Source organism: Bacillus sp. FSL K6-2944, assembly GCF_038005385.1.
GTDB lineage: Bacteria > Bacillota > Bacilli > Bacillales > Bacillaceae_G > Bacillus_A > Bacillus_A cereus.
This window is the reverse complement of the sequence record NZ_JBBOTE010000004.1, coordinates 119743-133053: the sequence shown is the minus strand read 5'-3', so window position 1 is coordinate 133053 and position 13311 is coordinate 119743. Positions and strand designations below refer to the sequence as shown.

Genomic DNA, 13311 nt, shown 5'->3' with positions numbered 1-13311 from the left:
TGTAGGTTAAATGGTGACCTAAAATATATTGTACTAGAGGTGATAAAAATTGACTGCTGAAGATCCGCTTGTAAGTATATTAATCCCTACGTATAATCGAGCAAATTATTTTCAAATCGCTTTAAAAAGTGCTCTCGCACAAACCTACTCTAATATCGAAATTATAGTTGTAGATGATAGCACTAATTTGGATACATATCATTTGATACAGCCTTATCTTCAACAATATCCACACATAAAATATTATAAAAACCATAAAAATATTGGCGGTGCTTTAAATTTCATTAAATGCTATGAATATTCTACGGGAGAATATATAAATTATTTAATGGATGATGATATATTTCACCCTCATAAAATTAAAACAATGTTACAATATTTTTTAAATGATACCTCCAAACAAATCAAATTAATTACCTCATATTTTTCATTAATTGATGAAAATGGAAACGTTCTTCCTCATAATGTCTATAGTCATCGAAAATTTAAACAAATAACGATTGTAGATGGTACACAAGCAGGCGATTCTCTTGTATCTGAATTTAATTGGATTGGGGTTCCTACCATCCCTTTATTTAGAAAAAATGATTTATCGCTTCCATTTGGTGTTTTTTCTGATAGATTATACCGTTCAGGTGTAGATATTGCAGCTTGGTTAAATCTTCTATCTAAAGGAGATGTATTATACATCCCTGATTCTCTCAGTCAGTTGCGTCTACATTCTCATAATATTGGTAAAGATAATAATATGCAATTATATGCTATAGAGGATTTATTACATTTATTGTTTCATTGTAAACAAAATGGATTTTTAAAAGAAGATTCTGAATATAAAAAAGCATTAGACATGGTACAACAAATCTTCAATCATATATCCCAACGATTTCCATTAAACATACCACAAAAAAGATCATGCAATTATTATTCACTACTCCTCAAAAAATTAATGGAATCTTATACACACACATAAAAATTAAAACCTTAATACTTCCCTACAAAATTTATACGTTATCGATCACGTTATATATATTTGAACAAGAGAGGAAGAATTATATGGAAACGCCTCTAGTCAGTATCCTAATACCTACGTATAACCGTCCTGTCTATTTTAAACAAGCACTACTAAGTGCACTTTCACAAACATACTGTAATATAGAAATAATCGTGTGTGATGATAGTACTAATGACGAAACACAAAACATCGCATTGCAATACACTAAAGAGTTTCCATATATTAAATACTATAAAAATAAGATAAACATTGGTGGTAAACGCAACTTTCAATTGGCTTTTCAAAAAGCAACAGGAGAATATATAAATTATTTAATGGACGATGATTTATTTCATCCTCATAAAATTCAAAGAATGATGCAATATTATTTATTAGATCAAACAAATACCATTAAATTAATTACATCCTATCGCCAACCTATTAATGAGCAAGGAAAAAACCTTTCAGATTTTACTTTTACAAAAAAAAAGTTTAATTCTGACACTATAATAGACGGCATTGATGCAGGAAATTCGATTCTTTTAGAAGGAAATTGGATTGGCGAACCGACTACAGCTCTATTCCGAAAAAAAGATTTAACTAATCCTTTTGGCCAATTTTGTGGTACACAATATGTTTTTAATGTAGATATGGCAGCATGGCTTAGTCTTTTATTAGATGGAAAACTTGTTTATATTTCGGATACACTAAGTTATCTACGACTGCATACATCAAATATTGGAAAAAAACCAGAAATGAGAATAGATGCTTTATTCGATTGGATTCACATGTCTTTTCATTGTTCTCGTCATAAATTTTTAGAACACCCTCATCATCTATCTCAGCGGATAAAGTTAAATTTACAAGTCATACAAGATTTAGAAACCTTATATGAAGATCAACTATCCCCAAATAAAAAACAATTTTTATTATTTTATAAACAATGCTTACAAAAACATTTAAAAAAAATTACTTGTATGCCAATTCACAAAAATAATTTTCCTCTCAAATAAATATAGTACGCTAAACTGGACACTATGTTCAGCGAATTAAGAATAACCATAATTCAACTTATGAGGGGAGTTTAACTGAAAAAATTACACATTCAATAATTTATCACATTTCCCCTCTTCATTATATAAAAATATGAAAAACCCAAAAAATTTAATATTAATTTATTAAACAAGCAATATAAAAAATTAAGGTTCCTATTTAGAATTTAAAATAGACTAAAAAACATTCTATCATACTAACAAGAGGTGATAAAAATTTGAATAACAACATGCCCTTGGTTAGCATAATAATTCCCACATACAATAGACTGAATTATTTTCAACAGGCTTTAAAAAGTGCATTAGCTCAAACTTACCGAAATATTGAAATTGTAGTTGTGGACGATAGTACTAATTATGAAACTTATAATTTAATCCAGCACTATTTAGTAAAATATCCTTATATTCGTTATTATCGTAACAAAACAAATATTGGTGGTGCTTTGAACTTTATACGAGGTTTTGAATATTCCAATGGTGAATATGTGAATTTTTTAATGGATGACGATATCTTTCATCCTGAAAAAATAGAAACAATGATAGCTTATTTTTTAAACGATACCAACAACGAAATTTCATTGGTGACGTCTTATCGACCTTTTATAGATGAAAACGGAAATAATATCCCAGACAATATTTACAATCAAAAAAGATTCAACGAAATTACTTTAGTAAATGGGATTAAAGCTGCTAGTTCTATAATTTCTGAATTTAATTGGATTGGCGAACCCACAACTCCACTTTTTCGAAAAAAAGACTTACTCGAGCCCTTTGGTGTCTTTTCAGGAAGATTGTATCGATCTGGAGTAGATATTGCTGCATGGTTACATTTACTATCTAAAGGAAACCTAGTATATATACCACTGCCTCTTAGTAATCTACGTATACATTCCAATAATATAAGTAAAGATAAAAATATGTTATTGTATGCCGTACAAGATTTAATACATTTATTATTTCATTGTAGACAACATAAATATCTTTTAGAGCCAAGTGAATATCAAAAAGGATTAAAAAATACCTCTCATTTTCATTCTGTTCTTTCCACCCAATTATCTTTAACCACCAATCAAAAAATGAAATTAAATTATTATTCTTTACTTTTACTTAAATTAAGTAAGGAATTTAAGCAAGACTTCAGTTCACTACACACATAACAACATTAACGGATAATGAACTCCCTTGTTCCAAAGATTATTGCTTACGATTTATAGCCATGCTAAACTTGCATGGCTTCTTTTTTGAAATAGATAGCTACCAAATTTATATGCTCTATTGATCATCATTCGTTTCACCCATTTCGCTGCGGTTCTACTACAAAACAAACATCCGTTCGAAAGGTAGCAAAGTAACACTTTATGTATGTCGAACAAGTAAGATGGTTTCCTGCCATCCCTTGTCCGAAACCAATTCATCTCCCACCTACTCGCTTCACGTTCCTTGAGGAAAAAGTTTTCTTAGCTAAAAAAATAAAATTATCAGCGTTATTCAAAACCGATTCTTAACTACAGTGTCTGAACAACTTAATTATAGCCAACATAAAAGGCTGTTTTTATTTTTTCATCGTGAAACCAAAAAATTCATATCATTATATAGCGCTGTGAAAAATTTTTTGTAACACTTGATCCCACAGTCTGTCATCTAATAATAAAGGCATCCCAATACTACATGTATATAGTAAATCCCAATCATATTCAACAACTGTATCGCCATCTATATCATTAATTAATAGTACTCGAAATTCACCCTGAATCATCTTAGAAAGCACCGTTTCTAATCGCTTTGCTTCTTCATATGTCCCACCGATTCTTACAAATAAAATCTTTTGACATGTTTCTAATTTATTTAAAAATCTTTGTATTCTTCTATCCAACGTTACTCGAAATTCTTCATACATCACCCAATTCTCGGGTGTATTCCTTGTTATGGGAAAATCATGTACCGATGTAATATCATATACCTTATCTGTTAATAATAAACATTTACCAGATACATCATATCCATCCCATAATAAGTTTTCTTTTTTCATAAAATCCCCAAATCGATTTTCTAACAAATCTATTACTTTCAAAAGTTTAGGGGAAAGCATCCAATCTATAACCCCTGTATAAAGTCGAAGTCGATATTGTACTAATCTATAAGATGCTAAACAACGTCCCCCTAAACTAAAAATAGCATTATATTCACCTTGAACATCTATTAATTTCATAGATTATCTCTCCTAATTTCTAGTTCACTCCATCTATTTCGAACTATCCAATATAAACAGAATATTAAAGCCCTTCCATCGTCTCACAAATACTAATCCTATACTTAATAGTTAGCATAAAATTGTAAGCATTATCTTCTAAATATCGCTATGTGAAATTCCTTTCAATAATTAATTCCAGCGTTCATAATTATGATTCTCATTCATTACTATTCCTACACTACAGATAAATAATAAATTCCAATCCTATTCGACAACCGTATAGCAATCTTTTCTAATTATTAATACTCCTCCAAATTCACCTTGTACTATTTTAGACAACAACATTTCGCATTACTTTAACTCTTTATATACACACCAGTTCTTACAAATAAAACTTTTTGACATGTTTCTAATCTTCGAAAAACTCTGTATTCACCTCCCCCATACTGCTCGAAATTCTTCATATATACGTCAATCTGTCGATATATTTTCTGTCACTAAAAAAATAATGACATGATATAATATCATATTTTATATCTTTAAATTGGTTCCAGTTTCATTATTTTAACGACCTTTAAAATTATATATGCAGCTTACAATACGAGTAAGTAAAGAGACGCACGAAAAAACATTTAAGTTATTCATATACAAAATTAAACAATTTAAATGTGATGCGCAGAACTTTTCTGAACACCCCCAATTTCACTTCGTTTAGAAAAGAGAATTCCTAAATATAGCGTTCTAACTAATTCTAATTTATTAGGATAGCTCCACAGTTCCTGCGGCTAGAATCCGTATCGCTTCATTCTTTAGATTGATACTTGCGATACTTGAGAAAGAAGTTTTATTGACTAAAATGATAAATTTCATTTTTACCATATATCGTCGTTCTTCATCCTTCTTTATTTTCCCTTTACTATCTATCATTTTTCAACTCATCATATTAGCTTCGTTATGCTATTATGAAAATGTAGTCAACATATCCCCTTCCCTATGAGAGGATATACGCTTTCTTTATCTATTCACACTTGGCAAAACCAAATTATGTATTACAACATAATTTGGTTTTGCTTTTTAATGGTACTAAGAAAAATGTTCGATATCTTTTAAATCTCTATAGATCCACGCTGCGCCCCTTTAATGATTCCATTTTAAACACATTACATATTTCTTTGCATAGATATGCCTAATCGAACACACCACACTGTTTTCTCCTATCAAAAAGAGAGTACCCAAAATAAAATTTGGGTACTCTTAAAATAAACTTTTTATAGAAAGGATTTCATGAGCGGATAAATACCAATTAAATGGTTGTCCTATACTTCAATGTATGCTTACCCTTAAAAAAGGTTCTTGGCACCTCTTTAAAATGGTTCGAAAAACCAAAAAAGCACATAACCCTCGTGTTCTTTTGGTTTTATTCTCTACAGCATATCATACACAATTAATTTAAAATGGGGATTTTTTGGTTTAAAAAACCATTTTTCAGTTCATAATAGAGATGGAGGAAGAACTTATTATCAAATTGGTACACTACATGTACTTATCTGCCCGTATACCGTACCAAATAGTACCTGTCTTCCTCCTCCTACTATTAAGAAGGTCGAAGAATGCATAGGATACCTTATATGACATCTAAGATTACCCCACACACTTGTATATCCTTGCATTCTTCATTCCTTCGCCTGTCTATACTTTCACAATCCAATATCCGGTCGTTAGACTTATTTTCCCCTTTGCTTCCATACCCTGTTCTTTTTATAATACATAGCATCTTTATTCATAAAGTCCGCAGTGTGACCCGGAATATTAAATTTTTTATTCTTTTTCTTGTCCCTTTTTTTTCGCCTTTTTTCCTCTTGAATAGCTTGAACATCCTCTTTCCATTGCTTTAACATATCCTTCGTCGTTCGCATCAGATTTTATTTCTCCTATGCACATGTATAGAATTACTTTAACTGAAAAAAGAACAAACAAGAAGCATATATACTACCTATATCAAGAGACTAATTTAGAGGTGTAAAAAGGATAACTCTACACCCGATGCTCTTCCGTCAAAAACTTATATTATTATAAATTATCTTTTCAATAAACTTGTTGGTTTCCATGATTCTATTTTTAGAGGTGCTTCCGTAACAGGTTTGCTTTGCACCATATCTCTCCAGCGATTACATACAGCGGGATTTCTTTTTGTAACATCTCTAGAATTTCAGACATCAATTCCTCACACTTTTTCACAAGATACGTATGGAGCCGATTTATCCTATGCTAGCGGTGGATTGCGAATAAACCGTCCCGAAAATATCTCTCGAGGCGTTCAACAAAAGTATAACGGAACGAATTCCCTAAATTTCTAATCTCCCTGTGCCCTTCTGAAAACATTCGCTAGATTCACTTATTCAACTCTTTGAAATACTTACAATAATTTTTTCAATTAACTCTTCTAGTTCAGCAGCTGTTTCCAAATCTGCAGTATTATCCGCAATTTCTTGTAATTTTGCAGATAATGCAATTAAAAAGTCTGTGGGTACTTTCATTTTTGTCTCCTCCTCGTATAAAATTATTACTTTAATCCATACTAGCTATAGGCTAGTGAATAGCCTATAGCTTCTTGTTTTTTCTCTTCTTCTACTGAGCAGTTAGCGTTTGCTAGCTGCTTTGTTGTATAAATTTTTATATTTTGAACGTGCTCTTCGTAAGCTAATTTTTTGGTATTTACGATTGACCTAATTTCCTTAAATCAATTCCTGTTATAATGAACTCGACATATGTTTTTATTAAACTGTCAGCCCCAACTGGCAGTTTCTCCTTTAATATATTTCTCAACATAACCTTTTGATAAAATTCCCCATAATGACTAATAAATAAATTCCCAGTATCTCGAATCCTTATATCTAGATGCAAAATAAAAAGGAAAACCTTTTGGCTACGCCAAACCGAAATTCATCTCCCACCTACCGTTGGGCTACGCCCTTCACACGCTTGAGGAAGGAGAATTCTTTCGGGAAATTCGTTAAAATTGAATAGTAGCGTTTCATTTATATTCTATTAATCCCTAACAATAAAAGTATATATTTTTATTACTATACTTCCTATAACAGTAATACCCTTTCTTTAAGGTAAAATAATAAAATTATAGCACCGAAATATCCTCAAACAACCGTAGTGTTTCAGAAATTTAATTTTTGTATAGAAGCACGAATCCTAAAAACAATATAATATAATAATTAAAATTACTAACCTATTATACAAATTAGGGAGAAAATAGGAAAACAAAATATAACATAAAAGGTTTCTTTATCAAAAGCAGCTCCCTAGAAAAGGGGAAGATGAAAAAATACCTGAAGAGTATGGACGATAACATCAGTAATATGGTTGATATTTCTGGTAGATTAAATCCTTCTCTCCATCTCTTTAGCTGGTTTCCTTTTCTTTGGTTGGGCTGTTTCTTTTGCCTGTTTCTCACTCACTTGTTTCTTCCGGACATCGTTCCAATCCTTTTCGTTCGTTGGAATATCCTCTTTAAGATCTACAAAGCATTTCATTGTCTGAATGAAGTCTTTCCCAGCCTTATCATTATCGACTGCCATTATGACCTCTTTAATATCGTACCCCTCTTTTTTCGCATCCATTAAAGATTCAATCACTGTTTTTGACTTCAATCCATGCATAGAAACCAGGCGAGCGTTTTGGATATTATTTTGCTTGATACTCCAATGAGATAACATATCAATCGGATCTTCATAAAAATAGATTTTATCCGGTTTACCCACATCAACTGTAAAACCAGCATTGATTCTTTCGTAATTTGGTACAATTTGCTTAAAGCTTCCTCTTTTATTCTCCATTTTGACTGTACCTTGACGATTCATACCAATAACTTGCCCTTTTCCTCCTTCTTCCCTCCATTTAAACACCACATTGTTTTTCTTATCCTGGGCGATGAGATCCTTTTTAATCAGCCAATTCACCAAGCGAGGATCTATTTTCCGTTCATGAATTAGATATTCTTTTATCACTGTTTGCTTATTTACTTCCATGTATTTGGGATAACTAAATGGCTGCTGCTCTTTTTTACGCTCCTCTTCCGCTTTTGAACGATCAAATTCTTTGTAGTCTCCCTTCTGAATGTCCATCACGGCTTGTGGAAAGGTCATGTCATAGTACATCATGGCAAAGCTAATCGCCCCATATCCTTTTTCCCCTCGACTATTCCAGGCGTACTGATTTCCTTTAATGATGAGACTATCATGCTCCGTATGACGATAATAATTTCCTTCTTTCTTAAACGCTTCTCCTTTTGCTTCCAGATATGAAATCAAGTCAATGTTTCTTGCTTTCATCGCATCCTCCGCACTGACATATGCCATTACGGAATCCCCCTTTACTCTATAAAATGAAATAAAAAAGAGGACTATTCCGTTTCCTAGTCCTCTTTTACATACATTCAATTTTTATTTTCCGAATAAGAATTTTAATCGCTTCTCCTGTACGCTGTATGATAAACGAGCGTCAAATTTCTTCCCGTTTTTGTTTGAGATAAACCCTTTGATCTGATCCGTTACATTCTTTTCTAATAACTTTTTCACATGGTTACTACTTAAATTTTTCCCAGAGAATGTACCAAAAATAATGAAGTCACAGCCTTTTTTGTATTTTTCACATAAGTAGTTACTTTTCCCTACAAGAACCCTACTCTTACACAATGGACATTTACCAATCGTACGATCTTCAGTCGTTGGAAAACGGAATTTCAAACTTCCGTCCGCTTCCATATAGATAGCTGCTGTAAATTCTCCCTTTTCTCCTTGAAAGCCGTTGATAAAATCTGTTGTTTTATACTGAAGTAGCTTCTTCATTTGATTACCAGGGATTGCTTTCCCTTTCATTTTTGCTGGTAACATAAAATCACATCCATTTTTATGCTCTGTGCATCCATAAAATGTTTTACTATGAAGCATATCCCCTTTTTTACATTTTGGACATTTACCAAATGACAGCTCCTCTTGTGTTGGGAACTGAAATTTAACTTTTCCTTCATGTAACACTAAATAAGCGGAAAACTCCTTCTCATTAGACTTAAATCCTTTTAAAAGATCTGTTTTTTTATCCTCAAAAAGCTTTTTCGCTTGCGCTTCTGGAATCGCTTTTTCTTTGATTTTTTTCGGTAAGGAGATTTCACATTCCGGATAATTACTGCACCCGTAAAAGGTTCCTTTATGAAGGATTTTTCCTTTTCTACAAGGGCATTTGCACACCTCAATCTGCTGATTCCAGGTATTAATAATGCTATCCGACACCTTATCATCCATTGCGCCTAATTGTTCCACCGTATCTTTTACAAACGTATTTGTTTTTTCCACAAATTCTTCATAATTCATTTCGTTTTTTTCAATCATGTAAATCATCCCTTCCATTTCAGCCGTATAAGCTGGATTTTTAATTGCATCTACCGGAAAAGCATCTATAAAAGCACGACCAATAGGTGTCGTTCGAATTTGATTATTGGTGACATCAATATAGCTACGATCTAACAGTTTCGGAATAAATGTTTCTTCCGTTGCGACTGTCCCAATCCGTTTTCCTTTCATAAGTTCTTTCAAATGTTCATCATCTAATTTACGCCCTGCCGTCTCCATAAAGGTTAAAATGGAACTTTCCGTATGAAAGGCTGGTTTCTTCGTTCGAGACTCAATCAAGTCATACTGAACGATTCTGAAAGAATCTCCTTCTTGTAAAATAGGTATCTGGAATGCTTCAACTGATCCCTCTTCTATATCCTCTTGAAACACACTTAGAAACCCTTTCTCTTGTAGGATCTTTTCTTTTGTACTGTATGTGTTGCCCTCTTGATCTATAAAATGCACTTCTCTTACCAAGTAGATTGCTGGCTTCATAAAATTTCCGATAAATCGTTTTACAATTAAGTCATATAAATGTTTTTCTAATGGTTCTCGGTTGGTCCCGACATATAATTTTGTTGTTGGGATGATGGCAAAGTGACTACTGACTAATTCATCATTAAAAGTAGAATGTTTTTTCGTAATAGAAGATGGAGATACTTGTTGTACAAGATTTGCATAGGCGCTTTTTTCTAATGCTGTCATTACTTCTTTCACTCGTTCCACTTGTTCTGTAGGTAAGTGCCTGGATGAAGAACGAGGATATGTGATAAAGCCTTCTTCATACAAACTCTGAATATGCTTTTTTGCTGTTTCCGCATTTATCTTCAGTTTGGCGTGAGCATCTTTGTAGATATCCGTTAAGTTATATAATAATTTTGGTTTCTTTTTTCTATTGCTTTCTTTAAATTCCGTTACAATTACATTCGTTTCTTTCAAGCTATCTCCAAGCTTTTGTAGTGGCGATGGATCTATCAGTTGATCTTCTGTTTTCATTACTGGTGATAAACCGTTTTCCGTTAGTAGCTTTAAATTGTAATAGGTTTGTTCTTTATAATTTTGAATAGCGATTTCCCTTTGACGGATTTCATTCAAGATACACATTTGAACACGACCAGAAGCCAATAAGAATTGGTTTCTTGCTAGTTTGGATGTACAGCCCCTTGTAACATTAATCCCTAGAATATAATCCAGGTATTGCCTTGCTTTAGCGGATTGAGCAAGCCCGTCATAATCCGTTAATGGTTCTAATCGATTCAATGCTCCTTCTAATTCTGCTGCCTCAAAAGATGACTTGTATACACGAGATTGCTTTTTGTTTACCCCAGCGTACTCGTATACTTCCCTATAGATTAATTCTCACTCTCGATCCGCATCACATATGTTTACCACGTGGTCAACATCATGACGCTGCAACAGTTTAACAAGTGTTTGTAGTTGCTCAGCATACTCTTGTTTTACTTTATAAACTGGCTGATAAATTAAGGGTAAATGCTCCAATTTAAATACCTTATACTTGGAATCCATCTCTTCCGGATGTTTTAACTCTAATAAATGGCCCCGGCACCAACTAATAATGTAATTTTCAGTTTCATAGTAGCCATAATACGGCATACTTCCCGAATACTTTTGAGAGTTTCTAAATCTAGGTGATTTTAATAATTCAACAGCTACCTTCTGTTTTTCAGCAATAAATAATGTTTTCCCCATACGTACTACCTCCTATTAATCTGCAATTTCAGTTTCACGCTTCCATTTCTTATTTCTCCGCTTTTTCATCATTCTGTGACCAAACAATAGAAACATGTTCAAAAAGACAGCTACAAGGAACATACAGCCCGCAAACAACCATACATTCATGGCATTATCTCCTTTCCGTTCTATAAATAAGAAAGAGGGCTTTTTCTTTTGCCCTCTTTCTTTTTTAGATATAAAAAAATCACTTTCCGTTATCTCAATTGAGTAATAAAAAATGATTTAATCTGGTATTCCGTCTATACAATTTTTCATCGTTCCATTTCCATTGTTTCTTTTTTTCTACCCGATTTCTTTGTAGACTTCGACTGTTCTACATTCCCAGGATCTATTTCCTTTTCTTTTTCTTTTTCATTCGCTTTTTTTGGTTCTGGTGCAAAAAAGCGAAATGATTTGAAAATGCTCTTTCAAACTTGGCAATACTGGTGCTATTACTAAAAAAAGGTGTGTGATCAGTATGGAAAAAGAAAATATATTCAAATGGAAACAGTATCAGCCTGATATCATTGTATTAACCGTACGTTGGTACCTGCGGTACAACTTAAGTCTTCGTGATTTAGTGGAAATGATGGAGGAAAGAGGATTATTCTTAGTACATACAACAATTATGCGATGGGTGCATCAATATGGACCAGAATTAAATGAGCGTATTCGAAAACATTTGAAACCAACCAATGATTCTTGGCGTGTGGATGAAACATACATCAAAATCAAAGGAGAGAAAATGTACTTATATCGCGCGATTGATTCTGAAGGAAACACGATTGATTTTTATTTAAGTCGTAAAAGAGATGCGAAGGCTGCCAAACGTTTTCTAAAGAAAGCCTTGGCTTCTGTTCATGCCACAAAACCTCGTTCGATAACTGCTGATGGCGATAAAGCCTATCCTGTTGCAGTACGTGAACTAAAGGAAGAAAAGTGTATACCACACGGTATACCACTTCGTGTAAAAAAATACTTAAACAATATCATTGAGCAAGATCATCGGTTTATCAAAAAACGGATTCGGAATATGCTAGGATTGAAATCATTCCCTACAGCTATAAAAATGATTACTGGAATAGAAGCTATGCATATGATCAAAAAAGGACAAACTCTCCAAGGGGAGAAGTCTGTCCAAAAGCAGATATATCTTATCAATGAACTCTTTGGTTTAACAGCATAAAGTTCCATTCCGTTAGGAATCTTCTATTCTTTTTTCACATTCCACTATTGTTGCACCAGAACCTTTTTAATTGAGAATCCGAACTTTTCATTTATACCTCCATATAACTGTCTGAATTAGATGTGGCGTTCTTTATTCTATATACAGTTTGCCTAGTTATACCGTTTTCTTTTGCAATATGAGAAATGGCTTCGCCATCATTTAACATTTCAACTACTCGATTGTATACTAACCTTTTTTGAGGGTCCTTTGCTTTTGGAGAATAAAGAGTCGGTCTTCCTTTATAAACTCCTTTCTGTTTTGCTATTGAAATTCCTTGTGCTTGTCTCCTTTTCGTTTCTGTTCGTTCCTGTTCCGCAATCATAGCTAAGATTTGAACGATTAAATCTTTAATAAATTTATCTAATAAAGAATTTCCAATTACTTCTGCCATAATAGGTAGGCTGGTAATAATTAACTTCACTTCTTTTCTTTTTAGGTAATTAACAGTATGAATAATTTCATCATAATTACGCCCAAGTCTGTCGATTGCTTCCACCATAAATGTATCTCCACTTCGAACAAATTTTAACGCCTCTTGAAATGCTTCTCTATTATGAACAGATGCACCAGATTTTTGTTCCGTGAATATTTTTTCCGCTCCAAATTCTTTTAATGTTTGTATTTGTCTATTTAAATTTTGATCTAAAGTTGAAACTCTAGCATAAGCAATTTTCATTTTTAAAGATCCACCTCATTTTCTAACTAATTATCAT

At 32.7% G+C, this 13311-nt stretch carries 9 protein-coding genes and 3 pseudogenes; 5 read left to right on the top strand and 7 right to left on the bottom strand.

The window, feature by feature from the left end; translation table 11 throughout:
* Nucleotides 1-49: 49 nt before the first annotated feature.
* From MHH55_RS31010 to MHH55_RS36535, 4 genes and pseudogenes are all read left to right on the top strand, one after another.
* Nucleotides 50-970, top strand: a complete 921-nt coding sequence (locus MHH55_RS31010; RefSeq protein WP_078187299.1) for a glycosyltransferase family 2 protein — start codon at nt 50-52, stop codon at nt 968-970.
* Between the two features lie 83 nt (nt 971-1053).
* Nucleotides 1054-2004: a glycosyltransferase family 2 protein gene (locus tag MHH55_RS31005; RefSeq protein ID WP_176116622.1), complete on the top strand. Its 951-nt coding sequence runs from the start codon at nt 1054-1056 to the stop codon at nt 2002-2004.
* A 269-nt stretch (nt 2005-2273) separates the two neighbouring features.
* Nucleotides 2274-2661 (top strand): annotated as a pseudogene (locus tag MHH55_RS36540) (glycosyltransferase family 2 protein); the annotation flags it as partial.
* A gap of 95 nt (nt 2662-2756) precedes the next feature.
* Nucleotides 2757-2919 (top strand): annotated as a pseudogene (locus MHH55_RS36535) (glycosyltransferase family 2 protein); the annotation flags it as partial.
* Nucleotides 2920-3631: 712 nt separating this feature from the next.
* Here the strand turns inward: MHH55_RS36535 and MHH55_RS30995 are convergent.
* The 6 genes and pseudogenes from MHH55_RS30995 to MHH55_RS30970 form a co-directional block, all read right to left on the bottom strand.
* Entirely contained in the window at nt 3632-4252 is a 621-nt protein-coding gene (locus MHH55_RS30995; RefSeq protein WP_078187302.1) for a DUF1796 family putative cysteine peptidase, read from the bottom strand.
* Between the two features lie 1706 nt (nt 4253-5958).
* The gene (locus MHH55_RS30990; RefSeq protein ID WP_438284851.1) at nt 5959-6132 is read right to left on the bottom strand and encodes a hypothetical protein; all 174 of its coding nucleotides are present in this window, start codon (nt 6130-6132) and stop codon (nt 5959-5961) included.
* Nucleotides 6133-6633: 501 nt separating this feature from the next.
* Nucleotides 6634-6771, bottom strand: coding sequence for a hypothetical protein (locus MHH55_RS30985; RefSeq protein ID WP_176116623.1), 138 nt, complete (start codon nt 6769-6771; stop codon nt 6634-6636).
* Nucleotides 6772-7626: 855 nt separating this feature from the next.
* Entirely contained in the window at nt 7627-8604 is a 978-nt protein-coding gene (locus tag MHH55_RS30980; protein WP_078187304.1) for a DUF3991 and TOPRIM domain-containing protein, read from the bottom strand.
* 84 nt (nt 8605-8688) lie between these two features.
* A pseudogene (locus MHH55_RS30975) lies at nt 8689-11346 on the bottom strand (DNA topoisomerase).
* A gap of 15 nt (nt 11347-11361) precedes the next feature.
* Nucleotides 11362-11496: a hypothetical protein gene (locus MHH55_RS30970; RefSeq protein WP_001103675.1), complete on the bottom strand. Its 135-nt coding sequence runs from the start codon at nt 11494-11496 to the stop codon at nt 11362-11364.
* Nucleotides 11497-11848: 352 nt separating this feature from the next.
* Between MHH55_RS30970 and MHH55_RS30965 the strand changes: the two genes are divergently transcribed.
* Entirely contained in the window at nt 11849-12556 is a 708-nt protein-coding gene (locus tag MHH55_RS30965; RefSeq protein ID WP_100910607.1) for an IS6 family transposase, read from the top strand.
* 91 nt (nt 12557-12647) lie between these two features.
* On the opposite strand, the gene MHH55_RS30960 is transcribed toward MHH55_RS30965, so the two are convergent.
* Entirely contained in the window at nt 12648-13274 is a 627-nt protein-coding gene (locus MHH55_RS30960) for a recombinase family protein (protein ID WP_078188074.1), read from the bottom strand.
* Between the last annotated feature and the right edge of the window lie 37 nt (nt 13275-13311).

Excerpts from the sequence above, each read along its gene's own strand:
- MHH55_RS31005 (WP_176116622.1), top strand. The coding sequence starts at position 1,054 with ATGGAAACGCCTCTAGTCAGTATCCTAATACCTACGTATAACCGTCCT.
- MHH55_RS30995 (WP_078187302.1), bottom strand. The coding sequence starts at position 4,252 with ATGAAATTAATAGATGTTCAAGGTGAATATAATGCTATTTTTAGTTTA.
- MHH55_RS30990 (WP_438284851.1), bottom strand. The coding sequence starts at position 6,132 with ATGTTAAAGCAATGGAAAGAGGATGTTCAAGCTATTCAAGAGGAAAAA.
- MHH55_RS30985 (WP_176116623.1), bottom strand. The coding sequence starts at position 6,771 with ATGAAAGTACCCACAGACTTTTTAATTGCATTATCTGCAAAATTACAA.
- MHH55_RS30980 (WP_078187304.1), bottom strand. The coding sequence starts at position 8,604 with ATGGCATATGTCAGTGCGGAGGATGCGATGAAAGCAAGAAACATTGAC.
- MHH55_RS30970 (WP_001103675.1), bottom strand. The coding sequence starts at position 11,496 with ATGAATGTATGGTTGTTTGCGGGCTGTATGTTCCTTGTAGCTGTCTTT.
- MHH55_RS30965 (WP_100910607.1), top strand. The coding sequence starts at position 11,849 with ATGGAAAAAGAAAATATATTCAAATGGAAACAGTATCAGCCTGATATC.
- MHH55_RS30960 (WP_078188074.1), bottom strand. The coding sequence starts at position 13,274 with ATGAAAATTGCTTATGCTAGAGTTTCAACTTTAGATCAAAATTTAAAT.